This window comes from Bombilactobacillus mellifer (assembly GCF_000970795.1).
Classification (GTDB): Bacteria; Bacillota; Bacilli; order Lactobacillales; family Lactobacillaceae; genus Bombilactobacillus; species Bombilactobacillus mellifer.
The window spans coordinates 426,057-450,188 of record NZ_KQ034028.1 but is presented as its reverse complement, the minus strand read 5'-3'; the positions used below and the strand labels follow the sequence as shown (position 1 = coordinate 450,188).

Below are 24,132 nucleotides of genomic sequence, written 5' to 3'. Positions count from 1 at the left end.
TAGTAGCCAACTAGTGCTTTTTTGTTGGAGACAACTAAAATGATGCCTGGACTAGCATCACTGAAATAGTAGTCTTCGATATCTGAAAATTAAAAGACCAAGACAGCTGCTGTATAAAATCACTATTAAAGCTTATTCTGTTACAGAACTACAAAAAAAATCACTCCCAAAGGAGTGGTTTTTCTTTCTTTTTTAATCAGTCGGTGGGACAATTTGATTTGCATCTAATTCAATGTCATCAAAATTCGTATTGACGTCGGCCACATTAGTGGTTGGAAACTCTTTAGCGATAGCTGCCGTCTTTTGGTTAAAGGCGTCACGCAGTTGAGCCTTATTCGCTTCTGGCATTGAGTTTTTTCCAGCATTGAAATTGTGTAATGGCTGTTTTTTCCATAACCAATAAGTCAGCCCGGCACCTAAGACTGCCCCGCAAACTAATTCTAATTTTTTCATATAACCTCCACTAGCTGCTACTTTTTCCGATAAATTTTCCAGGCGGTTTTAGCCAACTTTCCAGCTAAAGTAGGTGAAAATTTAAAAGATCGATGATTGGTCGATGGCTGATCTTTAACTTTATTGGTTGCTTTTTCTAAATTACCACCCACATTTTCGATTGACTGGAAAAAGGGATTTAATTTGGTCATCTTAGCATTGATATCCACCATCAAATCATTAAACTTTTGTGTTAAATCATTGCCTTGATGCGCAATTTTGTCTAAATCAATCGTTAAAGTCTTGATAATTCTGGTAGTTTCATCCACGGTTGCCTGTAATTTTTTTAATACTGTGGCCAATTGCACTAACATAACACCTAGAAACACAACTAAAATTACAAATGCTATGGCAGCAATTAACGCGGCGATTTGACCCATTGTCATCTAATTTGCCCCCTATTTTAAAATCAGTTAAATTCTATCATTAAATCATGACAACAGCAATTGGACCGACTATACTGGTAATATAAAATTAAGGAGTGGTCTTTTGAATAATCTTCTTGGTAAATATACTTCTCAGCTCAATCAACAACCTAAACAATCGGGCCAAAACCAAACCTTATTTCTGCAACAGATTAATAATCCGCAATACTGGATTAACCTTTTTAATACTTTACTGAGTAATGTAGTCAAAATTATCTTGGTCACTTTATTTTTTTTAGTACTTTACCGTTTTGGGAAAAGTTTTGTCAGCCGGATTTCTAATAATTTACGCCATGATAAAACTAGCAGTAATCGTTCCCGAACTATTGCTACACTAGCCCAGAATATTTATTTTTATTTCCTCGTTTTTATTTACATTTATGTTATTTTGTCGATTTGTGGTGTGCCCATTGGTGCCTTAATTACTGGTGCTGGAATCTTTAGTTTAGCCTTAGGTCTTGGAGCCCAAGGTTTCGTAAGTGATGTCGTCAATGGGGTTTTTATTTTAGTAGAACAACAATTAGATGTTGGCGATGTCGTCAAGGTTAATGATATCTCCGGTACTGTCACTTACGTGGGTTTACGAACAACGCAAATACGTAGTGCCGATGGAACTTTAAATTATATCCCCAATCGAAATATTACCATTGTGCAAAACTTGTCTCGGGGTAATATGACGACCATTATAGATTTACAATTATTCCCGCATACCAATATCCAACAGGTAACCCGCGTCTTAGAACAAGTCAATCAACAATTAACGCCCCAAAATCCCGATTTAATTCAAGCTCCGAAATTACTGGGACCCACGGAAGTACGGCTGGGTTTATTACACTATCAAATTCAATTAGACACTAAAAACGGCACCCAAGAAATTTTAAAGCGCAAATTTTTAGGTGCTTATCTTGCAGCTTTACAAGCTGCGAATATTCAAATGCCTGAAAACTCCATGGATTTAAGCAATAAGACTCAAGCTTAAATGCTATTTTTGATAGAGCAGCCGATATTGCTGTACAAATTTACGTAAGGCTTGGCCCCGATGGCTAAGTCGATTTTTTTCTGTCGGACTCATTTGAGCCAACGTCTGATTGGCTGCTGGAATGTAGAATAAAGGATCATAGCCAAAACCATTGTCCCCTTGAGGTACAGTCGCAATTTGTCCTTTGAGACAGCCACGAGTTACTATTTCTTTGTTGGTAGCCGGATCTTGAAAAACTAGTGTCGTTACAAATTGAGCTGTGCGTTGTGCAGGTGCGACGCCGGCTAACTCACTCAATAATTTAGCATTATTCGCAGCATCATCATGATTGCCCGCATATCGAGCCGAATAAACTCCAGGCCGGCCATGTAAGTAAGTAACTTCCAAGCCTGAATCATCCGCTAAAGTCGGCAAATGAAAATGTTTGACAGCGGCTTGGACTTTTAACCGGGCATTAGCTTCAAAAGTCGTGCCAGTTTCTACTACTTCTGGTACTGGCGGCAAATCACTGAAAGACAATACTTGTACTGCTGTATCAGCTAATAAATCCGTTAGTTCCCGCACTTTATTGGAATTTTGCGTGGCCAATAAAATTTGATTCATGCTTTAAATCGCCCCTTCATCTAAGTTCACCGCTTGCGCTGGGATCATTAATTCTGGTAACCACTGCTGCGCTACTTGATCAAAAGCCTGCGGGTCCCCTGTAGTATAAAATTCATATTTTGGCTGTTGTGGCTGCTTTATTGCCAGCTGCTGTTGATTTAAAAATTGTTTAAGAGTAACAGCCGTTGCTGCGCCTGCATCTACTAAGTGCACTTGCGGCCCTACACTTGCCTGGATCGCAGGTGCTAATATTGGATAGTGCGTACAGCCCAAAATGATGGTATCCATGTCCCACGCCCGTACCGGAGCTAAACAACGATCAACCAAACTTTGTGTTTGAGGGGTTTGTGCTTGATTATTTTCTACTATCGGAACGAAATCCGGCATTGCCCAGCTATGAACTGCTACGGTCGGGTTTAATTGATGCAATAATTTCGAATAGATATCGGTTTGTACCGTGGCCTGTGTGGCTAAAACCGCAATTTTTTGATTCTGAGTCTGCGCTAAAGCTGCGCGCGCCCCTGATTCAACAACCCCCAAAAGCGGTAAATCAACCTCTGCTTGCAGAACTGGTAAAGCATAGGCCGTCGCGGTATTACAAGCAAAGACAATCGCTTTAACCTCTTTCGTCTGTAAAAAATCAACCGCGGCGCGTACATATTTTATAATTTGGGCAGCCGTTTTATTACCGTACGGCAAATGAGCCTGATCACCAATAAAAACCATATTTTCATAGGGTAATAGTTTCACTGCTGCTTTTATGACGGTTAAGCCGCCAACGCCAGAATCCAAAAATCCGATCGGCCGTTCTTGCATAAATCATTCAACCTCATTTCTTGTATTATTCAGGATCATAAAAAACGCCGAGCATTTACTCAGCGGAAGAAATAGTCTGGGGCTTGCGTTGCTGCCAGCTTTTCGAATAAAAATAATCATTGAGTTGATATTTTTTCATCGGTGGCGTGTGTTGCACAAAGTGATGAATTTGGCGTTCTGCATGCAGCCAGCCCCGCCAACCTAAATGAATCGTATCTTGCATAAAATAAGGCTGATTACCGTCCTGATGCAAATCGGCAATATGTGTAAAACCTTGAGATCTTAATTGAAAGTTAATTTTTTTATCAAAATTATTCAACATTGACTGCCGTAAACCAGTATAATTTTGCCAGCGACCATTAATCGGCGTAATAATAAATAATGGTGTAACATGGTGCTGTTTAAATTGATTTAATAATAATTGAAAATCCGAATACTCCGGACCATATTCATAGGTGAACTTTGTTTGACTATTCTTTAATCCCTTAACGTTATTTTGCAACTGTTTCGAATAAAATCTATTAGCAATACCAAAATCATTGTTAGTCGTATGTTCCCGACCACGGCTTTCCGCCATAATATCTAAATGCTGATAATTATAAACTGTCGGCAAGGACTTAGCCCGTTCGGAGATTAACCGCCGCCGATCCCGAATTAAAAAGCGCGTGAATAACTGATCTTGATGGCGTAAATTATTACTCGAGATCTGAGTAATCAACAAACGTTGCATGGATGTCAGTTGCTTTTTGTGCGCAATGTTTTTTAAAGCCGCCGCCAGTACATCATCGGATTGCCCCGAAGGCATTGCCAATAAACGCTGGGCAGCATAACGGTCCGCGGGAGAACTGGGATTGGCATGATTAACAAAATAAGTAGCCTGCTGTTTGGAGTAATAATGATCAAACATATTGGCATCTACACCAGTCGGAACAAACCATTGCGGGGAAATAATCACGACCACTTTTTTATGATTTACATGCTTGCCCATTGCTTGGGTAGAAAAAAAATGCGTCAGCGATTGGGTGCCGGGTGCTCCTAGTAAAAAAGGATGATAGCCGCGCTCATACTTTTGAGCTAATACCGCCGGATGAAAGGAATCAAAACGGGATAACTCCGAAGAACCCATGATCATTAAATAGCCCTTATCTAAAGCCTTATCCTTAATCTGATCGCCGCGCAAAACATTAGGCGATAAAGACAAAGCCGCCTTATCTTCTACGGTCTGATTAGGCGCAGGAAAGTGGAGTGGACCATATAATAACAAAACCACCAACAGGCCTGCCGCAATCATTGGAGCCAATATTGCGACTAATTTTTTAAAATTACTCATTTCTCAAGCTATCGACCTTTGCGATAATTTTATTAGGTGTCTCCCATTCTTCGCGGTTAAATTCTGATACGGGTACATCAATGCCTAATTGCTGCTGTAATTCCAACAACATTTGCACTGTGGCCATGGAATCCAATAAACCACTGGTAAATAAAGGCTGATCTAAATTAGTTTTTACATCATCCGTGCCTACTAAATCTGCCAAAATATTTAAGACTGTTTCTTTTGTATCCATCAGTTATTCTCCTTTGATTTAACTAAACCATAATTGATCTAAAAACCCTGAAAAAATTAAAAAACTAAAGCAGACCGTATTAAAAGTTAAAAAGATTGCCAGCAACTTCGTCCCCTTATTAGTAGGCAAGTGAGTTGCATGCCGTTTTTTAAAGCGAATCCAAGCATCCGTTACAATTAACCCGATCGCATGAAACAAACCATAAACTATATAGTACCAAGTTTCGCCATGCCAAATACCCATGGTCAAAAATAACAGTAGATAACCGATATTCGCCATTGCGATTCGGCTGTGCAATAATTTATGCTTCATCGCCCAAAACACAAAACGCATATAAATATAATCTCGAAACCAAAAAGATAAGGTCATATGCCAACGATTCCAGAAGTCTTTGAGATTAGCAGCCAAAAAAGGCTTGTTAAAGTTAATGGGCGTTTCAATCCCCATTAAGTAACTAATACCAACCGCAAACAGACTATAACCGGCAAAATCAAAAAAAAGATACATACTATAACAATACATGACACCTACTAAATAAATTGAAATTCCCAAGGGAGCAGAATGTCTTTGCAGCATTGCCAAATGTTCCAAATAAGGTAACCACAGTGTTCCAAATACATAGCCTAATAAAAATTTATAAAAAAAACCTAAGAACAAATTGTGCAAACCCTTGCCCACTAATTGGACGTATTTCGTTTGCTCAGGAACTGATTCATAATCTTGAATAAACCGGCGATAGCGATCAATCGGTCCCGAAGAAATCGTTGGGAAGAAAAGTAAGAAATGTAAAAACTTGCTAATGCTAAACTCCTTAATAGCACCATCGCGGATCTCCATTAACATGCCTACGGTTTTAAAAGTTAAATAACTAATCCCCAAAAAGGCGACAATCGAATCGCGACCCTGAGCAAACAACGGCGTTAATTTCACTAAGACTAATTGCACGATCGATAAACCAACAGCCAAGGCAAATATACTGAAACGATTGTGGTACCTTTTGTTCGTACGATAATGAAAATAACTACCAACGATGACAATTTGGCTGACCGCATAACCCATCAAAGCTACACCTTGAGGCCATTTCTGAGCATCAAAAATGAAAAACAAAAAAACTAGCGAAATAATCGTTTCATATCCACGCCAGCGCTTTCCATGATACAAGCCAATCATTAGCGGGAGAAGTGCAATAAGCAAAAGGACAAAATATTGCGGATTTTGATAAGGTTGTAAATTAATCATGTTGATTTACCTCAGCCATCAAAGCTTTGCGATCAATTTTGCCATTGGCTGTTTGGGGTAACTGTGACCGAATTTCAATCCGCTGGGGCACCATGTACTCCATGACAGTCGCCGCTAATTCTTTTTTGAGAACAGCACTTGCATTGGTCAGTGGTTGATTTAAAACTACATAGGCAATTAATTGCACTACCTTATGATTGGCATCGTATCGCGGTACCGTAATCGCTTGATCGACTTGAGGTAAGGCGCTCAAATTTTGATCAATGTCTTCTAATTCAATTCGAAATCCATGCAATTTCACCTGAAAATCCGTTCGACCGCGGTAAAAAATTAATCCATCAGCATTCATCGTTGCTAAATCACCCGAACGATAGGTCCATTGGTCTTGAGCTTGAAAAAAAGCTTGCTGGGTTTTTTGAGGATTATGCAAATAACCCTTCGAAACACTAGGTCCGCTGATCATTATTTCACCTGCTGTCGCCGATTGCTGTTTGTCATCAACTAACCAAATTTTCGTATCTGCTTTCGCATAACCAATTGGCAACCGCGAATACTGTTTTAACAGGACATTGGTAATTTGAATAGCGGTGACCGCAACGCAAGCCTCCGTTGGTCCGTAAGTGTTGAAAATTTGTGCCTCGGGAAAGCGCTGGAGTAAATTTGTTGCAGTAGTGTGTGTCAATTCTTCACCACAAAACAAAAAATGATGCAACCGCGGATAATTTTTTTGCTGGAAATTTTTATCCAGTAAGCATAATTCCACAAAAGAAGGCGTAGAGACCCATTCTTCTAAGTCATACGTCGGTAAAACTTGAAAGAGTTGAGCAAAATTAGCCGTTACTGCATGGGATAAGGCCACTAACTCTCCTCCTAAAACCAGCGTGGGATATAAATCCATAACCGACAAATCAAAGGAGTATGGTGGCTGGGACAAGCAACGCACTTTAGCTGGTAAGTTAAAATCATTGAGCATCCAATTCACATAGCTTAATAAATTGTCATGACTGATTTGCACTCCCTTAGGTACCCCTGTAGTTCCTGAGGTGAAAATAATATAAAAATTATCTTCCCCCTGAACACTTTGACTAGTATCCCAAGCAGTAGTCTGATAATCCAAATGTTCCTGTAAATCCATTCGTGTAATTGTGGGCAAAGATAAAGTCAACGGCAACTCTACTACTCCGATAATGGCTGCCGGTTGTGCAATTTGCTGAATTTGGATTAAACGTTCTTGAGGCGAATCTGCATCTACCGGAATGTATGCATAACCGGCCTTTACTACAGCCAGCATCGTTACAATCATCAAAAAACTTTGATCGCCGTAAATGATGATGGGGCTCTTTTTGGGGAGGTTTAAGGTTTGCAGATAAGCCGCCAAACAGCTGCTTTGCTGATAGAGATCTTGATATGGATGATGCCCCTGGTCATCCCAATAACAGCTAGCCCGATTATCTTTTGCTTGGTGATCTATTGCTTGAATCAAATTAGTTAATTTATAACTCACAAGTCGGCACCTTCTTAAAACTCATTATAAATAAATTTACTATTATTAATTCCCGCATAACTGTAAAGATACACCAGAGCCATAATAATTACAAAATAAAAAAAAGTCAGCAAAATAAATTTTACAACCGGACGATTTAAAAACTTTTTCACAACTGTAATCTCCTTAACCTGGTGGTGAGTGCCACTAATAAATATCCTCAGTTTGACTGAAAATTAACATAATTTTGAATTTCTCTTGCACAATTATAACATTTTATCTTTAAACTACACTAAGTATAACAAAAAAGGGTTACCTAATGGTAATCACCTTTTTTAATACATTAAGAATGTTTGGCAATGACGGCCTTCAATTGGTCTTCACTTTGATAACCCACCATGGTTTCTACAACTTGACCATCTTTTTGTAAAAGCAAGGTCGGAATCGCGCGGATACCAAAACTATTTGCCGTGGCTGGATTAGCATCGACATCCATCTTGGTAAATTTGACGTCATCATAATTTTCCGCTAATTTCTCAATTACAGGAGCTTGCATTCGACAAGGACCACACCAAGTTGCCCAAAAGTCGGTTAAAACGAGACCTTGATTTGTTTTGGCTTGAAAATCTTGATCCGTTATTTCTTCTACCATATTGTCATCTCCTTTAATCTAGTTTCATTGTAGCATATTGTAGCACAATAGCGCCTGGGTCCCTAATAAATCCGCCTTAGCGTAACTGAACAATTGTCGCTCCCTGACCGCCTGCACTAGCAGGAGCATATTGGAATTTTTTTATACGCGGATGATGGGACAAATATTTTTGCACTCCTTTACGAATGACCCCGGTGCCAAAGCCGTGAATAATCGTTACTTCTTGATAGCCGGCTAATAAAGCCGCATCCAGATATTGATCTAAATCTTGCATTGCTTCTTCATAACGCTTACCACGTAAATCTAATTGTAATGGCAAATTATCATGTGCACGTCGGCGACTAACGTAATTCGTGGCTGCTTTAGTAGGAATTTTTTTCAGTTTGGTCAACTGTTCTTGGGGCAGTCGCATTTTTAAAATGCCTAATTGGACCTCAAAGTTGCCTTTTTTATCTTGACCAATGACGACCCCATCTTGATCATAGGAATTAACATGAACTTCATCCCCCACCTTAATTTGTTGTTTACGTTTTTCACGCCGCAATACGCGATTTTTTTGTAAAGCCCGTTGTTGATGTAATTGGTTCAATTGGGTTTGAGCCCGAATTAATTGGTCATCTTTAATATCCAAACGTCCTTGTTGTTGCCATTGACGTAATTGCGCGATAATTTTAGCAGCTTGTTGCTGTGCCTGATCCACCAATTGATTGGCTTTTGCTTGTGCCTGATCTAGCAGTTGCGCTTTTTGATTTTGTAATTTTTGTCGTTGCTGATCTAAATCCTGTTGTTGGCGCTGCAATGTCTGACGTTGCTTGTGATAATCTTGGGCCTCTTGTTCATACTGATTCCGCTGTTTTTCTAAATCTTGAATCATCACATTTAAATCCTGACTGGCACCAGGTTGTAATTGCCGCGCCCGCTGCACTACGTCGGCCGGCATCCCTAACCGAGCTGCAATATCAAAAGCGTTGCTACTTCCAGGAATTCCAATTAATAAGCGGTAAGTGGGTTGCAGAGTCTTTGTATCAAATTCCATCGAAGCGTTAATTGTCGCAGGGTAGTTATATGCAAAGACCTTTAACTCTGGATAATGCGTGGTAATCATTAATTGGCAATGGCTTTGACTGAAGGACTCAACAATGGCGATGGCCAAAGCAGCTCCTTCTTGGGGATCGGTCCCAGCTCCAAGTTCATCCAACAAGACGAGGGTTTGGGCGTTGAGATGTCGACTCATCCAAATTATATTTTCCATATGGGAAGAAAAAGTACTGAGATTTTGTTCGATCGATTGTTCATCACCGATATCGGCATAAATTTCGTCAAAAATCGCGGCCTGGCTATTTTCTCCAGCGGGGATAAATAAGCCTGATTGCACCATTAATTGCAATAAACCAGCCGTTTTTAAAGTTAAGGTTTTACCGCCCGTATTGGGACCGGTAATAATTAAATTCCGATATTTTTGGCCTAAGATAATATCATTAGGCACTACTTGATCTTGGGGCAATAATGGGTGTCGTGCTTGATAAAAGGCAAAATGCTGTTCGTCACTTAACTGGGGCTGAGTCGCTTTGAGTTGTTTGGCATACGTCACTTTACTATTAATAAAATCAAAACGACCTACCAACCAAGCATCTTCGCGCAACTGCGCCTGGTAAGGTCGCAACATTGCACTCAAATCCGCTAATATATGGGCGATGACTTGCTTTTCCAAAATTTTTTGTGTCTGAATTGTGTTATTAAGATTAATCACGCCTTGCGGTTCTACATAAATAGTTTGTCCGCTAGCACTTTGATCATGGATGACCCCACCAAAATGTTGACGAGCTTCAGCTTTCACCGGTAAAACCAAATGGTCATCACGTACCGTAATTAAATTCTCGGTTAAATATTTGCGCTGGCCACTTTGGAGATAACTTTCCATACGCTCGCGTACACGTTGCTGCGTTCGTTTTAAAGTAGTTCGAATTTGCTTTAACTCGGGTGAAGCTGTATCTAAAATGTTTCCCTGTTCATCAATGGCCGCTTCTAATCGTTGGCTGATAGTTGGCAGTGGGACTAATTTTTGGCCTAAACGATATAATGACGGTAAATTGGCACCCTGTTGCCGTAAATCATTCAAAAAATCGCGTAACTGATTGGCATTTTGTAAAACGGTTTTGATTTTAGCCAATTCCGTCCCATTTAATACTGCTTCGATGTGTAATCTTTTCAATTCAGAATTAATCTTTTTAGTCGGCTCTAAGGGTAAATTTAAACCTAAGCGATCTATTTCGAAACCATCTTGCGTCTCTGCCAGCCATTGTTGTACTTGAGGGCGGCGAGAACTAGGAGTTAAGGACAAAGCTTGTTCTTGACCATCTTGCGTAATCGTTAACTCCGCTAGTTGAGTCCTTATTTTGGGGTATTCTAAAGTTTCTAATATTCTGGAATTCATCAATCATCCTTCTTAAAAAAAAGACCGAAGCAAAACAACGTTTTGTTTCAGCCTTAAAATATTCATCATGTCGAAAATTTACGAAGTAGCAATTAATAAATGATAAAACAACTGGGGTAACCCTAAAGAATAGCGAATCATACTGGAGGCCATCAAGGAATTATTTAAAGCCCGCTGTAGACCGGTAAGCGGAACTAAGGCTAAGACATATAAAACCATAAAAATAGCCACATAATTACATAAAAAAGCTAAAAAGCCACCACCGATTTGACTCGTTCGCAGATCCAGGGGAAAAAAGGTCAAATCATGCAGATAAGCTGCGATTAAACGCGTTACAATCCAACCCACTAAGATAATTAGTAATAAGGCTACTCCACGATAAAAAGCAGTATCCAAAAAACTTACACCATTACTACTACTGAAAAAGGCAAAATAACTATGCGGTGAAGTGGAAGGGTACGGCACAATTAAGTCTAATTGAGGCGCTAAGACACGGTAGCTGAGTACGGCGATGCCAAAACTAATGCAATAGCCGATAGTATAAACGGCCTGCATCACCAGTCCCCGTCGAGAACCGATATAAATACCATAGACTAAAATCAAAAAAATTAACATGAGGTCCCCTAAAATGTAAAGTCTACTCTTCGGCTGAAAAAGTATTTAAAACTTCCTGAACCATGGCCCACTCATCATCATCTTCAATCGGTTCTAAATCACCGGCCGTGACATCACCGTTGGCATCAGGTTGAAAACTAAAGGCTTGAATTTCAATCTCCGCAGCGTTTTCTTGACTGGCTAAATATAAAAGCACATATGATTTTCCGTAATCTTCGGAATCAAAAGTAAATAAAATTTTGTAACGGGCTTGATGACCTTGTTCATCACTTAAAATAATTTCCTGATCAACGTTGTTTTCTGATTGCTGTGTCATAAGCGACTCCTTTAATTAAGATTAGCTTGTCGATCCAAATATGTTTGTAAAATCATGACCGCTGCTAATTCATCAATTACTTGATGGCGTTTTTTTCGGGATAAATCGGCTTCTTCGACTAACATTCGCTCTGCTTGTACTGTAGTTAAGCGTTCATCCATATAATCTACCGGCAATTTAAATTCTTGGTGAATCAGTTCTCCATATGCTTGTGATTTTTGAGCTCGTTCGCCCAGGGTATTATTCATATTTTTGGGTAATCCCACAATAAAGCGTTCGACTTGATATTGATCCACTAGTTCTTTCAAACGTTTTAAGCCGAATTCCTGTCGTGCTTCATTAATTCGAATAATTTCCACACCTTGTGCAGTCCAGCCCAATAAATCACTCACAGCGACGCCTACTGTTTTAGAACCAACATCTAACCCCATGAACCTCACTGCTTGGAACCATCACTTTTCAAATAAAACCGGACTAATTCTTCAATAATTTCATCACGTTCATGTTTTAAAATCAAATTACGCGCATCATTATAGCGTGGAATATAGGCTGGATCCCCGGACAAAAGATAACCTACAATTTGATTAATCGGATTGTATCCCTTTTCTTCCAACGCTCGATACACTTTGGATAACGTATCACGTACATCTTGTTGCCGACTTTCATTAAAGTCAAAGCTCATCGTATTATCTAGTGAACTCACATACAACACCCCTCTTCAAAAATCCCAACAATATTCAATTAATTAAATTGTAAACACTATTTTACTATACAGCCGCATCCCGCATTACACAAGACTGGGCAAGCATTTTACTTGACAGCTGACCAATTATTGATCAGCGTCAATGCTTTTTGCAATGCTTTTTGCAACCCCGCCGGATTTTTACCGCCAGCTTGTGCTAAATCTGCGCGACCGCCGCCGCCGCCACCAATTTCGCTCGCAATGGCTTTGATAATGGTACCTGCCTGCAAGCCTTGGTCTATCGCTTTTTGATTTACTGCCACTAATAAATTAGCTTTGTCTTGAACTTTTGCACCTAATATTAACACATCTGAAGCATTTTTGTTTTTCCAATTGTCCGCAATTTGCCGTAAATCAGCCATCCCAGTGACCGGTGCAATTGCTTGAATCACTTGAAAGTTCCCGACAGGAGTAACATTATTTAATAAATCTTGGGCTGTTTTTTGGGCTAATTTATTTTTAAACATTTGCAATTGTTTTTGCGTTGTTTTTAATTCTGTATTTAATTGCTCTACCTTTGCGGGCACACTTTGTAATTGGGGGGCTTTGACTTGTTGTTGTACTTGCTGTAAATAACTAATTTGTTGTTGATCATATTCAAAAGCTTCTTGACTCGTCACAGCTGTAATCCGCCGCACGCCAGCTCCGGTCGAAGCCTCGCTCACAATACGAAAGAGACCGATCTCTGCAGTATTTTTTACATGGGTGCCGCCACACAGCTCCATCGAAAAATCACTAATCTTAACTACTCGAACCTGATCACCGTATTTATTATCAAATAGCGCAATCGCCCCCATTTTCTTAGCGGATTCTAAGTCAGTTTCGATTGTTTCTACTGGAATTTCTTGCCAAATTTGTTCATTAACAATTTGTTCAATTTGGGCTAATTGCTGGGCGCTAATTTTATCCAAGCAAGTAAAATCAAAACGCAGATAATTCGGTTCCACTAAGGAACCTGCTTGTTGCGTATGTTTTCCTAACACATTACGCAGTGCCTGATCTAACAAATGCGTAGCGGTATGATTACGTCGTACTTTCTTGCGGAAGTTGGCATCCACAATCAGTTCATAAGTGGCTCCCTTTTCCAGCGGCTTTTGCACAGTCACATAATGTAAATTTTGACCATTAGGCGCATGTTGCACATCTTCGACTTGCGCAACCACATCTCCTTGTTGATCTTTAATTATTCCTACATCAGCTACTTGGCCGCCCATTTCCGCATAAAAAGGTGTTTGATCAAAAATTAATTGTGCGGAACCCTTCGTGACACTGGATACTGCTTGATCTTGGACAATCAGATTTTCTAAGCGGCACTTAGGCACATCTAATTGGGTATAGCCCACAAATTGGCTAGGTGTTTGAATGTCCATTAATAACTGATCTTGCGAAGCCATGGACTGTTCATTGCCCCGTGCTTGACGTGCCCGCTCTTTTTGTTTTTCCATAGCAGCATCAAAGCCCGCTTGATCCACACTGAGGCCTTCTTCTTGGGCATATTCCACAGTCAGTTCATAGGGGAAACCATAGGTATCAAACAATTTGAAAGCTGCTTCACCACTTAATACTGAACTGCCTGAATCTTTGACTGCCTTAATTTCAGTATTTAAGAGGTCGAGACCATCCTCTAAAGTATCAGCAAAACGCTGTTCTTCGGATCGAATCACTTTTTGAATAAAATCTTGTTGCGCAAGGACTTCCGGATAATAACTTTGCATAATCTTCCCTACAACCGGTACTAGTTTATAGAGAAAGGCTCCTTGAATCCCTAAACGCTGGCCATTCAAATTGGCCCGCCGAATTAATCGACGTAAAACATAGCCCCGACCTTCATTGGAAGGAATTGCGCCGTCGCCGATCGCAAAAGCCACCGCCCGAGCATGATCTGCAATAATCTTAAAGGCAACATCGTCGGCCGGATTAGTGGCATATTGTTTATGCGCACTCATTTTTTCCGTAGCTTGGATAATGGGCAAAAATAAATCCGTTTCAAAATTAGTAGGAGCATCTTGTATCACGGAAACAATTCGTTCCAAGCCCATCCCCGTATCAATATTTTTATGTGGCTGATCCACAAAACGACCATCCGGCAAATGGTTAAACTGTGAAAAAACAATATTCCAAATCTCTAAATAACGGGCATTTTCACCCCCTGGATAATTTTCCGGATCGTTTTCTTCAACATCGTTATTTTCTTGACCGCGATCATAAAAAATTTCGGAATCCGGACCACTGGGGCCGACACCAATATCCCAAAAATTATCTTCCACTTTGAAAATATGACTCGGCTGCACGCCCACTTCCAACCAATTTTGATAGGCAGCATCATCCTTGGGATACACCGTCATATATAATCGTTCTGGATCAAAATCAAACCACTCTGGACTTGTCAGCAATTCCCAAGCATAAGCGATCGCTTCTTTTTTAAAGTAATCGCCAACCGAAAAGTTGCCCAACATCTCAAAAAAGGTTTGATGGCGCGCGGTTTTGCCCACATTTTCAATATCATTCGTTCGTATACTTTTTTGAGCAGAAGTGATCCGCGGATTTTGGGGAATAATCTCGCCATCAAAATATTTTTTTAGAGTAGCCACCCCAGAATTAATCCACAACAAAGTAGGATCATCTTTTGGAATTAAAGATGCACTGGGTTCAACCGCATGGCCTTTAGATTTAAAAAAATCTAAAAACATTTGTCTTACTTGGGCGCTTGTCATTTTTTTCATTGAATTCCCTCCAAAATAAAACAAAACCGCTGCTTATCAAGGACGCCCGCGCGCGGTACCACCTTGTTTGCAACGATTTTGTCGTTTGCCACTTTCATGTACTTTTGAATTATTATTTAATTTAAAATGGTAGCATTACCTAAACCAGCGTAGCATTCTCACCAACCATGCTTTCTCTAAGACGCTAGGCGTTTCGATAATTTGTCCATTAGTTATCATAATCAGTCCCTATTCAAATGTCAATCTTTTAATTAAGACTGTTGTTTGCGGGCCTGACGCTGCTGTTTCTTTTGTAATCGCTGGGCTAGTTTGCGTTTTTGCGCGCGATCAGTTTTAATTGCCTGCTTTATCTTCTTACGATAACCGGGCTTTTTTTTCCGTTGCTGCTTTTTCACTAAGCCCCGCAATCCAGGATCTAAAGCACTCGATTGTGCTCGCCGCTGGCGACGTTGATTCAACTGATAGTCCACAAATTCATGATTTTTAATTTGTTTAATGACAAATTTAATGCCTAATTCTTCCAAATGACTGATTTTATCGATTTCATCTGGATCAAATAACGTAATCGCTAAACCGGACATTTGATTGCGACCAGTTCGCCCTACCCGATGAATAAAAAATTCATCTTCGCGCGGAATTTCAGCATTAATCACGTGTGAAACACCAGGAATATCAATGCCCCGAGCAGCGAGATCGGAAGCTACTACATACTGATATTCCATATTTTCAATGGCTTTCATTGTCCGGCGCCGAGTACGAGCCGGCAAATCACCATGTATTTGGGTCACATTCAAACCGCGCGCAGCTAAATATTCATAAATTTCGGTCACTGCCGTTTTCGTATTCGCGAAAATTAACGCTAAATAGGGTTGACCCATCGTTAATACTTGATACAATACCTGCTTGCGATCTCGGCCTCTCGTAAACAAAGCCCAATTAGTAATATTTGGTGCAATAATCGTCGGTACTGTTAATTGAATGTTTTGCGGCTGGTGTAAATACTTTTTTAAAAATGGTTGTAATTTTTGCGGAATAGTAGCCGAAAAAACCAACATTTGTAATTGTGCCGGCATTGCGCTGGCAATGCGATCCACATCATTTAAAAAGCCCATATCTAAAGTCATATCAGCTTCATCAATTACCAAATGCTGCGTTGTATTCACTAACAAATGCTGACTTTTCAGTAAATCTAAAATTCGTCCTGGCGTGCCAATGACAATCTGGGGTTGCTGCTTGCGCAAGGAAGCTATTTGATGTTGTTTGTCTGTTCCCCCCACATAAAAACCAATTTTCCAAGTATGGGCGGCTGGCTGCAGTAATTGTTCTGCGGCCAAGCGAATTTGATAAGCTAATTCCCGACTAGGCGCAGTAATGACAATTTGCACCACCGGAGCTGTTGTGAGTTGATTCAATAAGGGCAACAAGTAAGCATGCGTTTTTCCACTCCCCGTTTGGGCTTGCACAACCGCATCGCGTCCGGCATTAATCACCGGAATAACTTGTTGCTGGACAGGTGTAGGTTTTGTGAATTTAATTTGGGCTAAAGCTTGCTGTAAAAAGGGTGCAAAATTGTAATCGGCAAACGTTGACATAGATTACCTCGCTGAAAACTTTTTTTGTAAAGCAATTAATTCCTGAAAAATATCAGCCACTTCTGCTAGATTGTGTGCATTAGCTCCACTAGCTAAAGCGTGACCGCCACCAGCATGTTGGGCTGCTAAACCATCAATTTCGGGTTCTTGTGACCGCAAATGGATGCGATAAGTATGATCCGGCTTCTCAACAGCGATAAACCAACTATGCACTTCTTGTAACCGCCCCGGAGTCGAAACGATGGCATGGGCTTGACTCTGATCTAAACCTAGTTTGGTTAATAAATCTAAAGGTACAATTAGTTGAGCGGCTCCACTAGGATCAATGGTTAAATGTTCAAACATGTAGCCTTGTAAACGTGCCTGACTTAAAGTCAATTGATTCAAGCGTTCATTAATTTTATGAGGTTGAAAATCATAACGAATTAACTGGGCAGCTAATTCTAAGGTATGTGCCGAAGTACTTGGATACATAAACCGTCCCGTATCGCCCACAATTCCGGTATATAATGCCTGGGCTACTGCCCGGTTCATTTTTAAAACCGCCGGATTAGTGTTAATTAAATCGCCAATAATTTCCGCACAGCTAGAGGCATTGGGATCAACATACTGCCAATTACCATAAGGTTCCACATTGGGATGATGATCGATTTTCATCAGTTGCGCTCCTTGTTTATAATGCTTCCCGCTAATTCGCGGTTGATTGGCAGTATCTACTACAATCACTAAAGCATTTTGATAATCGGCTTCAGTGACGGCATCCATCTGCGCTATCCAAGCTAAATCACCCACATCTGCTCCCGCCATCAGAACGGTCTTTTGGGGAAATGCGGCTTGAATACTCAACGCCAAACCTAATTGTGAACCTAACGCATCCGGATCAGGATTTTGATGCCGATGAATGATGATTTTATCCGCTGCCTGAATTACCGCTAATAATTCTTGAAAAGAATTCATAATTGACTCCCTTAAAATAAACTAATTTCTTCAAATCTGTTTTCCACTAAATTGGTTAAAGTAATTCCCAGCAGCCGCAAAGGATCCGTCGTTACTTGAAGTGCCGTGAATAATTGCGAACTGGCTTGAAAAATGGTTGTTTCATCGTTAGTTGCCCGTTCTAAAGTCTGTCGCCGGGTATAAGTTTCAAAATTTGCGGCCGTGCGTACTTTAATGACTACGGTCCGCCCCCGCAATTTTTTAGTTTGCGCTTCCTGCGCGACCGCTGCAGCTAATTCATGCAAGATCCGGGTAACTGTTTGATCGTTAAAGATGGGACGATAAAAAGTTTGTTCTTTACCAATTGATTTACTCAAACGCTGGGCCCGTACTCTGGAGTCGTCGATCCCTCGCCCTCGTTGATAGAGTAAGTAACCAGTCTTTTTAAATTTTTGGGTTAAAAAATCCCAGGAAACCCTTTGTAAATCCGCACCGGTTTGCATGCCTAACTTCGCTAAACGCTGTTGGGTAGCTTGACCAATCCCATGAAATTTTTTTAGAGGTAAGGGGGCTAAAAAAGCTAAGGCCTGTTGACTGCTCACTACCGTGCGGCCAAATGGTTTGGCATAATCTGAGGCCATTTTAGCCAGGAATTTATTATAAGAAATACCTACAGAACAGGTTAAATTTAATTGCTGCTTGATAGTGCGTTGAATTTTTAAAGCTAAAGGAACTACTGCTTGCGGTGTTGTTAATTGGGCGGTGACATCCAAATAAGCTTCATCTAAAGCTACCGGCTCCCACAGGGGGGTTACGGTATTAAAAATCGCATGAATTTGTTGAGAAACCTGGCGATACAAGGAAAAATTTGGTGGGACAAAGACTAACTTATCGGCAGGAACTTTATCTAATACTTGAAAAGTCGGCATTGCCGAATGAATACCATACTTCCGCGCTTCGTAATTTGCAGTAGTCACTACGCCATGACCATTATATTTACGGGGATCATAAGCAATCACTAGTGCCTTGTGGCGATATTCCGGATGTTGGCGTTGTTCCACTGAGGCATAAAATGCGTCCATATCCACATGAATGATTTGGCGCTGGTCATGAACAACCTGAGGTAATTCCAAAAAACTCATTATTAAAAGGAATCAGTGCCAAAAATCCACTCATGACCCAATTGTGCCAAGAGTTGATCACTTTTACTTGGGCCAAAAGTGTTACTGCGGTAATTAGGAAAATCAGGTGTAATCTGATCCCAACGCTGACGAATAATATCAATAAACTGCCAAGTGTAGGCTTGTTCGATCCAATTGGTAAAATTCGTTTGATCACCTTGTAGAATATCAATTAGTAATTTTTCATATGCCTCCTGCGAATTAGCCAACGAGCCATCAGATTGCCGAAAGCTCAAGGGTTGCAAAGAATTCCGCAGACCCAGTCCCGGATTGGTACCATTTACCGTTAAGCATAATCCCTGGCGGGGTTCAATCGCAATCGTAAGCACCGTCGGTCTTGGTAAAATCTTTTGCTTGTGATAATTCGCAAAAATATTGTTGGTTTCAGGTTGAAAAACAATATCAATTCGCGTCGCTTTTTGACGTAGTCGTTTGCCCGTCCGTACATAAAAGGGTACATTGTGCCACCGGGGAGTATCTACAAAAATCCGCCCCGCCACAAAAGTTTCCGTTAGGGAATCATCAGGTACATTATCAGCTTCCCGATAAGCCGTTTGATAGCCGCGGCGATCCACATCGTATTGCCCGCGGACAAAATTGTGATCGACTTCGGACAGCGTGTAATGATGTAGTTGGGCAAAGAGCTGTTCTTTTTGCTGATGAACCGCCTGTGATGTGAATTCCGTCGGCCGTTCCATCGCCAGTAACGCTAAAATCTGGAGCGCATGATTTTGAATCATATCGCGTAATGCCCCTGCAGATTCATAATATCCGGCCCGTTCCCCCACGCCTAGGGCTTCTGCTAAGGTGATTTGAATATTGCTAATGTAGTGACAATTCCAAACCGCCTCCAGCACGGGATTGGTAAAGCGTAAAATAGGTAAAGCTTGAATCATTTCTTTACCTAAGTAGTGATCAATCCGGTAAATTTGTTCTTCTTTAAAAGTAGCACTAATACTGTCGTTTAAGGCTCGCGCAGTCGTCAAATCCTTGCCAAAGGGCTTTTCAATGACCAGACGATTAAAGCCGTCTGGATTCAACAGGCCCTCTGAATTAACATGTTGGGCCACGGTACCGAAAAACTGCGGTGCAATAGCCATATAGAAAATTTGATTATTTTGTGCCTGATATTGTTGATTAAGCTGCTGCGCTAATTTCTTTAAAGCTACATAGTGATTGGCATCCTTGACATCATGAGATTGATAATAAAAATGCTGCACAAAACTGGCTACTTGAGCTTGATCCCCTAAGTCATTAGCAACCGATTCGCTGACCGTTTGTCGAAAATATTCGTGACTCCATGGTCGCCGCGCTGTTCCGATCACCGCAAAATGTTGCCGCAAATATCCTTTTGTATACAATTTAAAAAGCGCTGGATATAGTTTACGATGCGCCAAATCACCGGAACCACCGAAAATAATAAAAATTACCGCTTGTTCTTGTGCCATGAGCTCTTCTCCTTTAGGGCGCGCTCGCCAATCAAAATACCTATTCTTATTTTACAACATTAATTTTTAAAGCCATAACAAAAAAGCGACCGCCCAAATGACAATCGTTTTTCTTACGCTTCTTGATCAGCTTCTGTGGTCTTAGATTTCTCCGCAGACGTTGGAGTGGTCTCAGCTGGAGGCTCAACTTCCGCAGCCTTTTGGGGGGCTGGCTGAGAATCATCTTCTGGTGCCGAAGTACTTGCTTTTTTTGAATCGTTGGCTGTTGTTGTTTGAGTTTTATTAGTAGCCGCTGGTTGCTGTTTGGTTTTAGCAATGGTACGAATCGCCGATCGGCTAAATGTTAAATAAATCCCATCACAATCTAAAACCACGGTTTGATTAGCATCATCTAATTCATCAATAGTGCCATGTAAGCCACCAATGGTGACCACGGGATCGCCCACCTTAATGGCATTTAACATTTTCTGCCGTTGTTCCTGCTGCTTTTTTTGGGGACGATACATAGTAAAGTACATTAAAACAATCATCAAAACAAAAAAGATCAGTATCGTATAATTACCCATTCCACCACTAGCTGCCGCTAAAAATTGCAATTCTTTCACCTCAAATATTGAACTAAACTTATTTCACTGCTTTTAATTCTAACAGACAATTTATCAGAAGACACTACTTCATTAAAAATTTTTCGCATTTTTTTCATTAAAGCCATATTGATCAAAAACTTCCGCACGTAAATCCAGTAAGTTGTCATCTCGGATAGCTTGGCGAATACGCGCCATCAAATGGACCAAATAATACAAATTATGGTAACTAGTTAAATGAATCCCAAATGTTTCATTCACATGAATCAAATGCCGAATATACGCCCGGGTATAATTTCGGCAAGTATAACAATCACACTGCGGATCTAATGGTGTAAAGTCTTGGGCATATTGGGCATTTTTGACAACTAATCGTCCTTGCGAAGTCATACAGGTCCCATTGCGGGCAATGCGCGTTGGTAAAACACAATCAAACATATCAATGCCGCGAATAACACCATCTAATAAAGAATCAGCCGTTCCTACCCCCATCAGATAACGGGGCTTATTTTCCGGTAACCAAGGCGTGGTGAAGTCCAAAACGTGATTCATTTCCGCTTTCGATTCACCAACTGATAGGCCGCCAATCGAATAACCGGCAAAATCTAAACTAGTCAAATCACGCGCACTTTGCCGGCGTAAATCATGATAACCTCCACCTTGCACAATCCCAAAGATACCTTGGCGATCAGGATGACGATGCGCCTGTAAACCGCGTTGAGCCCAGCGCGAAGTTCGTTCAACGGAAGCTTTTAGATAAGCATGTGATTCAAAAAACGGCGGACATTCATCTAAACTCATCATAATATCTGAGCCTAAATCATTTTCAATATGAATCGCTTTTTCCGGCGATAAAAACATCGGCTGACCATCCAAATGACTTTTAAAAGTCACTCCTTCTTCACTAATTCCCCGCCGATGTGCCAGGGAAAATACTTGAAAACCTCCCGAATCAGTCAAAATACCTTGATCCCAATGCATAAATTGGTGTAAGCCGCCGGCAGCACGTACTAGCTGCGAACCCGGGCGCAACCACAAATGATAAGTATTCGCCAAAATGACACTGGCGCCAATTGTCTTTAATTCTTCCGGGGCCATGGTCTTAACAGTTGCTTGCGTGCCGACCGGCATAAAGATCGGCGTTGAAAAAGTGCCGTGCGGTGTTATTAATTCACCTAAGCGGGCTCCAGTATGCTTTTCTTTTTTAATCAAACGGTATTGAATTGGTTGTTCCATAAAAACCTCATTTTAACTTATTTAATAAACATCGCATCGCCAAAACTAAAAAAGCGATATTTTTCTTGGATGGCATGCTGATAAGCTTGCAAAATATTTTTGCGGCCGGTAAAAGAAGCGACGAGCATTACCAAAGTGGATTTAGGTAAATGAAAATTCGTAATAAACTCATCCACCACTTTCCACTGATAACCGGGCTTAATAAAGATATCCGTCCAACCACTATCTGGTTTAATCGCGCCTGCAAATTTAGTCCCGATCGTTTCCAAAGTTCGAATGGAAGTTGTGCCCGTGGCTACTATTTTACCACCCTGAGCGCGCACGTCATTTAGTTCTTGGGCCGCCTGAGGCGTCAAACGATAAAATTCACTGTGCATTTTATGTTTTTCAATATTATTTTCTGAAACTGGGCGAAAAGTCCCCAAACCGACATGCAGTGTTAAATATACTAAATGCACTCCTTTGGCTTGAACTTGGGCCAATAAATCTTGGGTCCAATGTAACCCCGCAGTAGGTGCAGCGGCTGAACCTTCTTCTTTAGCATAAACGGTTTGATAACGATCCGGATCATCTAATTTAGCTTTGATATATGGCGGTAATGGCATTTCTCCCAAGCGTTCCAAAATTTCCATAAAAATACCCTGATAGTCAAAGCGGACCATCCGGCCGCCATGTTCCATTTCTTGAGTCACTGTACATTGCAATTGACCCTCACCAAAGTCAATCACCGTACCCACAGGCGCCCGGCGGGCAGGCTTCATTAAAACTTCCCAGTTATCACCAGTCGTATTATGCAGTAGTAAAACTTCTAAATGCGCTTGTGTATTTTTCTTTACTCCATATAAACGAGCCGGTAAAACTTTGGTATCATTCATAACCAAAGCATCACCGGAATGAAGATAATCCAATATATTATAAAAATGCCGATCCTGATAAGCTCCGGTTTGGTGATCAAGTACTAACAAACGTGATTGATCTCGCTTTTTTAAAGGAGTTTGGGCAATAAGTTCTGCCGGTAAATCATAATCAAAGTCATCTAAAGTTAACATTATTTTGCTCCATTCTGATCTGGTACAGGTAATCCTAAATGTTGATACGCTTTGGACGTGACCATCCGTCCTCGCGAAGTCCTTTTTAAAAATCCTTGTTGCAATAAATATGGCTCATACACGGCTTCCACAGTTTCTTGTTCTTCACCAATATTTACCGCCATGGTTTTTAAACCTACCGGACCGCCATGGTACAACTGGATCATCATTTGTAATAACTTACGATCCGTCTGATCCAATCCGGCACTGTCTACTTGTAATTGCTGTAGCGAAGAACTAACTAAGGGAGCATCAATTTCTTGGCGGCCGGCCACTTGTGCAAAATCACGCACACGTTTTAACAATCGATTAGCTACACGCGGAGTTCCCCGCGAACGACGGGCTAATTCATGGGCACCTTCTAAAGTAATGGTGACATTCAAAACCGTAGCTGAGCGTTGGATAATTTGCGTTAATTCAGTGGTATTATAGTAAGTCAAATGTTCAATAATGCCAAAGCGACTTCTTAAAGGCGAGGATAACTGGCCTGCCTGCGTGGTAGCCCCAATTAAAGTAAACGGAGGCAAGGGATAATGAATCGCATGTGCCTCTGCTCCCTGGCCTACCACTATATCAATAAAGAAATCTTCCATGGCCGAATATAAGATCTCTTCAATATTCTTGGGTAATCGATGTACTTCATCAATAAACAAAACATCGCCTGGCTGTAATTCACTTAAAATCGCCACGAGATCCCCCGCTTTATCGATCGAAGGACCGGTGGTAGATCGAAGATTAACCCCAAGCTCATGTGCAATCACCAATGCCAAAGTAGTTTTACCTAATCCCGGCGGGCCGTATAACAAAACATGATCTAATGCTTCTTGGCGTTTTTGCGCAGCCTGAATATAAACTTGCAATTCATGTTTAATTTTCGTTTGACCAATATATTGGCTGAGAGTTTGGGGACGTAAAGATTTTTCTACTGCTTGTTCTTGATCATCCAATACATGATCATTAGTTAAATCTTTTTTAGCCACTGC

At 40.8% G+C, this 24,132-nt stretch carries 25 protein-coding genes; 1 reads left to right on the top strand and 24 read right to left on the bottom strand.

From position 1 onward, the window contains the following. Window positions 1–192: 192 nt before the first annotated feature. Window positions 193–453 (bottom strand): hypothetical protein, encoded by a 261-nt coding sequence (locus JG30_RS02150; RefSeq protein WP_046315818.1) that lies wholly within the window; start codon window positions 451–453, stop codon window positions 193–195. A gap of 17 nt (window positions 454–470) precedes the next feature. Further along, window positions 471–878 (bottom strand): DUF948 domain-containing protein, encoded by a 408-nt coding sequence (locus JG30_RS02145; protein WP_046315816.1) that lies wholly within the window; start codon window positions 876–878, stop codon window positions 471–473. Between the two features lie 103 nt (window positions 879–981). Between JG30_RS02145 and JG30_RS02140 the strand changes: the two genes are divergently transcribed. Beyond that, a complete protein-coding gene (locus tag JG30_RS02140) occupies window positions 982–1,896 on the top strand; it encodes a mechanosensitive ion channel family protein (protein ID WP_046315814.1) in 915 nt (304 codons plus the stop codon). Between the two features lie 3 nt (window positions 1,897–1,899). Here the strand turns inward: JG30_RS02140 and JG30_RS02135 are convergent, their stop codons facing one another. From JG30_RS02135 to ruvB, 22 genes are all read right to left on the bottom strand, one after another. Continuing rightward, window positions 1,900–2,499: an XTP/dITP diphosphatase gene (locus JG30_RS02135; protein ID WP_046315812.1), complete on the bottom strand. Its 600-nt coding sequence runs from the start codon at window positions 2,497–2,499 to the stop codon at window positions 1,900–1,902. A gap of 3 nt (window positions 2,500–2,502) precedes the next feature. Next, the gene (gene murI / locus JG30_RS02130; RefSeq protein ID WP_046315810.1) at window positions 2,503–3,315 is read right to left on the bottom strand and encodes a glutamate racemase; all 813 of its coding nucleotides are present in this window, start codon (window positions 3,313–3,315) and stop codon (window positions 2,503–2,505) included. A gap of 55 nt (window positions 3,316–3,370) precedes the next feature. Further along, on the bottom strand, window positions 3,371–4,645 hold the full coding sequence (dltD, locus tag JG30_RS02125) for a D-alanyl-lipoteichoic acid biosynthesis protein DltD (protein WP_046315808.1): 1,275 nt from the start codon (window positions 4,643–4,645) through the stop codon (window positions 3,371–3,373). Next, window positions 4,638–4,880: a D-alanine--poly(phosphoribitol) ligase subunit DltC gene (gene dltC, locus JG30_RS02120; RefSeq protein ID WP_046315806.1), complete on the bottom strand. Its 243-nt coding sequence runs from the start codon at window positions 4,878–4,880 to the stop codon at window positions 4,638–4,640. The genes dltD and dltC overlap by 8 nt, the downstream gene beginning before the upstream one ends. Before the next feature lie 18 nt (window positions 4,881–4,898). Next, window positions 4,899–6,119 carry a D-alanyl-lipoteichoic acid biosynthesis protein DltB gene (gene dltB, locus JG30_RS02115; protein ID WP_046315804.1) on the bottom strand — a complete coding sequence of 407 codons (1,221 nt, stop codon included), beginning with the start codon at window positions 6,117–6,119 and terminating at the stop codon, window positions 4,899–4,901. Continuing rightward, window positions 6,112–7,623: a D-alanine--poly(phosphoribitol) ligase subunit DltA gene (gene dltA, locus JG30_RS02110; RefSeq protein WP_046315803.1), complete on the bottom strand. Its 1,512-nt coding sequence runs from the start codon at window positions 7,621–7,623 to the stop codon at window positions 6,112–6,114. The genes dltB and dltA overlap by 8 nt, the downstream gene beginning before the upstream one ends. 14 nt (window positions 7,624–7,637) lie before the next feature. Further along, complete coding sequence (locus tag JG30_RS02105) at window positions 7,638–7,775, bottom strand: teichoic acid D-Ala incorporation-associated protein DltX (RefSeq protein WP_376856554.1); 138 nt, start codon at window positions 7,773–7,775, stop codon at window positions 7,638–7,640. Window positions 7,776–7,945: 170 nt separating this feature from the next. Continuing rightward, the gene (gene trxA / locus JG30_RS02100) at window positions 7,946–8,254 is read right to left on the bottom strand and encodes a thioredoxin (RefSeq protein ID WP_046315798.1); all 309 of its coding nucleotides are present in this window, start codon (window positions 8,252–8,254) and stop codon (window positions 7,946–7,948) included. A gap of 76 nt (window positions 8,255–8,330) precedes the next feature. Further along, window positions 8,331–10,688, bottom strand: coding sequence for an endonuclease MutS2 (locus tag JG30_RS02095; RefSeq protein WP_046315795.1), 2,358 nt, complete (start codon window positions 10,686–10,688; stop codon window positions 8,331–8,333). 78 nt (window positions 10,689–10,766) lie between these two features. Beyond that, window positions 10,767–11,303, bottom strand: a complete 537-nt coding sequence (locus JG30_RS02090) for a CvpA family protein (protein WP_046315793.1) — start codon at window positions 11,301–11,303, stop codon at window positions 10,767–10,769. A 22-nt stretch (window positions 11,304–11,325) separates the two neighbouring features. Continuing rightward, complete coding sequence (locus JG30_RS02085) at window positions 11,326–11,619, bottom strand: DUF1292 domain-containing protein (protein ID WP_046315791.1); 294 nt, start codon at window positions 11,617–11,619, stop codon at window positions 11,326–11,328. Between the two features lie 11 nt (window positions 11,620–11,630). Further along, window positions 11,631–12,059: a Holliday junction resolvase RuvX gene (ruvX, locus tag JG30_RS02080; protein WP_046315789.1), complete on the bottom strand. Its 429-nt coding sequence runs from the start codon at window positions 12,057–12,059 to the stop codon at window positions 11,631–11,633. Continuing rightward, on the bottom strand, window positions 12,056–12,322 hold the full coding sequence (locus JG30_RS02075; RefSeq protein WP_046315786.1) for an IreB family regulatory phosphoprotein: 267 nt from the start codon (window positions 12,320–12,322) through the stop codon (window positions 12,056–12,058). The genes ruvX and JG30_RS02075 overlap by 4 nt, the downstream gene beginning before the upstream one ends. A 107-nt stretch (window positions 12,323–12,429) precedes the next feature. Then, window positions 12,430–15,084, bottom strand: coding sequence for an alanine--tRNA ligase (gene alaS, locus JG30_RS02070; RefSeq protein WP_046315784.1), 2,655 nt, complete (start codon window positions 15,082–15,084; stop codon window positions 12,430–12,432). Between the two features lie 251 nt (window positions 15,085–15,335). Further along, window positions 15,336–16,676, bottom strand: coding sequence for a DEAD/DEAH box helicase (locus JG30_RS02065; protein ID WP_046315782.1), 1,341 nt, complete (start codon window positions 16,674–16,676; stop codon window positions 15,336–15,338). 3 nt (window positions 16,677–16,679) lie between these two features. Next, complete coding sequence (locus tag JG30_RS02060; protein WP_046315781.1) at window positions 16,680–17,633, bottom strand: DHH family phosphoesterase; 954 nt, start codon at window positions 17,631–17,633, stop codon at window positions 16,680–16,682. 11 nt (window positions 17,634–17,644) lie between these two features. After that, complete coding sequence (dinB, locus tag JG30_RS02055; RefSeq protein WP_046315780.1) at window positions 17,645–18,754, bottom strand: DNA polymerase IV; 1,110 nt, start codon at window positions 18,752–18,754, stop codon at window positions 17,645–17,647. 2 nt (window positions 18,755–18,756) lie between these two features. Continuing rightward, window positions 18,757–20,241, bottom strand: a complete 1,485-nt coding sequence (gene zwf, locus JG30_RS02050) for a glucose-6-phosphate dehydrogenase (protein WP_046315778.1) — start codon at window positions 20,239–20,241, stop codon at window positions 18,757–18,759. A gap of 113 nt (window positions 20,242–20,354) precedes the next feature. Then, window positions 20,355–20,837 (bottom strand): preprotein translocase subunit YajC, encoded by a 483-nt coding sequence (gene yajC / locus JG30_RS02045; protein ID WP_245626282.1) that lies wholly within the window; start codon window positions 20,835–20,837, stop codon window positions 20,355–20,357. Window positions 20,838–20,918: 81 nt separating this feature from the next. Next, window positions 20,919–22,061, bottom strand: coding sequence for a tRNA guanosine(34) transglycosylase Tgt (gene tgt / locus JG30_RS02040; protein WP_046315776.1), 1,143 nt, complete (start codon window positions 22,059–22,061; stop codon window positions 20,919–20,921). A gap of 17 nt (window positions 22,062–22,078) precedes the next feature. Continuing rightward, complete coding sequence (gene queA, locus JG30_RS02035) at window positions 22,079–23,110, bottom strand: tRNA preQ1(34) S-adenosylmethionine ribosyltransferase-isomerase QueA (RefSeq protein ID WP_046315774.1); 1,032 nt, start codon at window positions 23,108–23,110, stop codon at window positions 22,079–22,081. Next, window positions 23,110–24,129 carry a Holliday junction branch migration DNA helicase RuvB gene (ruvB, locus tag JG30_RS02030; protein ID WP_046315771.1) on the bottom strand — a complete coding sequence of 340 codons (1,020 nt, stop codon included), beginning with the start codon at window positions 24,127–24,129 and terminating at the stop codon, window positions 23,110–23,112. The genes queA and ruvB overlap by 1 nt, the downstream gene beginning before the upstream one ends. Window positions 24,130–24,132 lie beyond the last annotated feature (3 nt).

Bases quoted from the DNA above. Each gene is read 5' to 3' on its own strand.
- JG30_RS02060 (WP_046315781.1), bottom strand. From the start codon at position 17,633: ATGAATTCTTTTCAAGAATTATTAGCGGTAATTCAGGCAGCGGATAAA.
- JG30_RS02095 (WP_046315795.1), bottom strand. From the start codon at position 10,688: ATGAATTCCAGAATATTAGAAACTTTAGAATACCCCAAAATAAGGACT.
- JG30_RS02145 (WP_046315816.1), bottom strand. From the start codon at position 878: ATGACAATGGGTCAAATCGCCGCGTTAATTGCTGCCATAGCATTTGTA.
- JG30_RS02065 (WP_046315782.1), bottom strand. From the start codon at position 16,676: ATGTCAACGTTTGCCGATTACAATTTTGCACCCTTTTTACAGCAAGCT.
- murI (WP_046315810.1), bottom strand. From the start codon at position 3,315: ATGCAAGAACGGCCGATCGGATTTTTGGATTCTGGCGTTGGCGGCTTA.
- trxA (WP_046315798.1), bottom strand. From the start codon at position 8,254: ATGGTAGAAGAAATAACGGATCAAGATTTTCAAGCCAAAACAAATCAA.
- JG30_RS02150 (WP_046315818.1), bottom strand. From the start codon at position 453: ATGAAAAAATTAGAATTAGTTTGCGGGGCAGTCTTAGGTGCCGGGCTG.
- dltC (WP_046315806.1), bottom strand. From the start codon at position 4,880: ATGGATACAAAAGAAACAGTCTTAAATATTTTGGCAGATTTAGTAGGC.
- dltB (WP_046315804.1), bottom strand. From the start codon at position 6,119: ATGATTAATTTACAACCTTATCAAAATCCGCAATATTTTGTCCTTTTG.
- zwf (WP_046315778.1), bottom strand. From the start codon at position 20,241: ATGGCACAAGAACAAGCGGTAATTTTTATTATTTTCGGTGGTTCCGGT.
- dltD (WP_046315808.1), bottom strand. From the start codon at position 4,645: ATGAGTAATTTTAAAAAATTAGTCGCAATATTGGCTCCAATGATTGCG.
- alaS (WP_046315784.1), bottom strand. From the start codon at position 15,084: ATGAAAAAAATGACAAGCGCCCAAGTAAGACAAATGTTTTTAGATTTT.
- JG30_RS02135 (WP_046315812.1), bottom strand. From the start codon at position 2,499: ATGAATCAAATTTTATTGGCCACGCAAAATTCCAATAAAGTGCGGGAA.
- tgt (WP_046315776.1), bottom strand. From the start codon at position 22,061: ATGGAACAACCAATTCAATACCGTTTGATTAAAAAAGAAAAGCATACT.
- JG30_RS02090 (WP_046315793.1), bottom strand. From the start codon at position 11,303: ATGTTAATTTTTTTGATTTTAGTCTATGGTATTTATATCGGTTCTCGA.
- JG30_RS02085 (WP_046315791.1), bottom strand. From the start codon at position 11,619: ATGACACAGCAATCAGAAAACAACGTTGATCAGGAAATTATTTTAAGT.
- dinB (WP_046315780.1), bottom strand. From the start codon at position 18,754: ATGAGTTTTTTGGAATTACCTCAGGTTGTTCATGACCAGCGCCAAATC.
- queA (WP_046315774.1), bottom strand. From the start codon at position 23,110: ATGTTAACTTTAGATGACTTTGATTATGATTTACCGGCAGAACTTATT.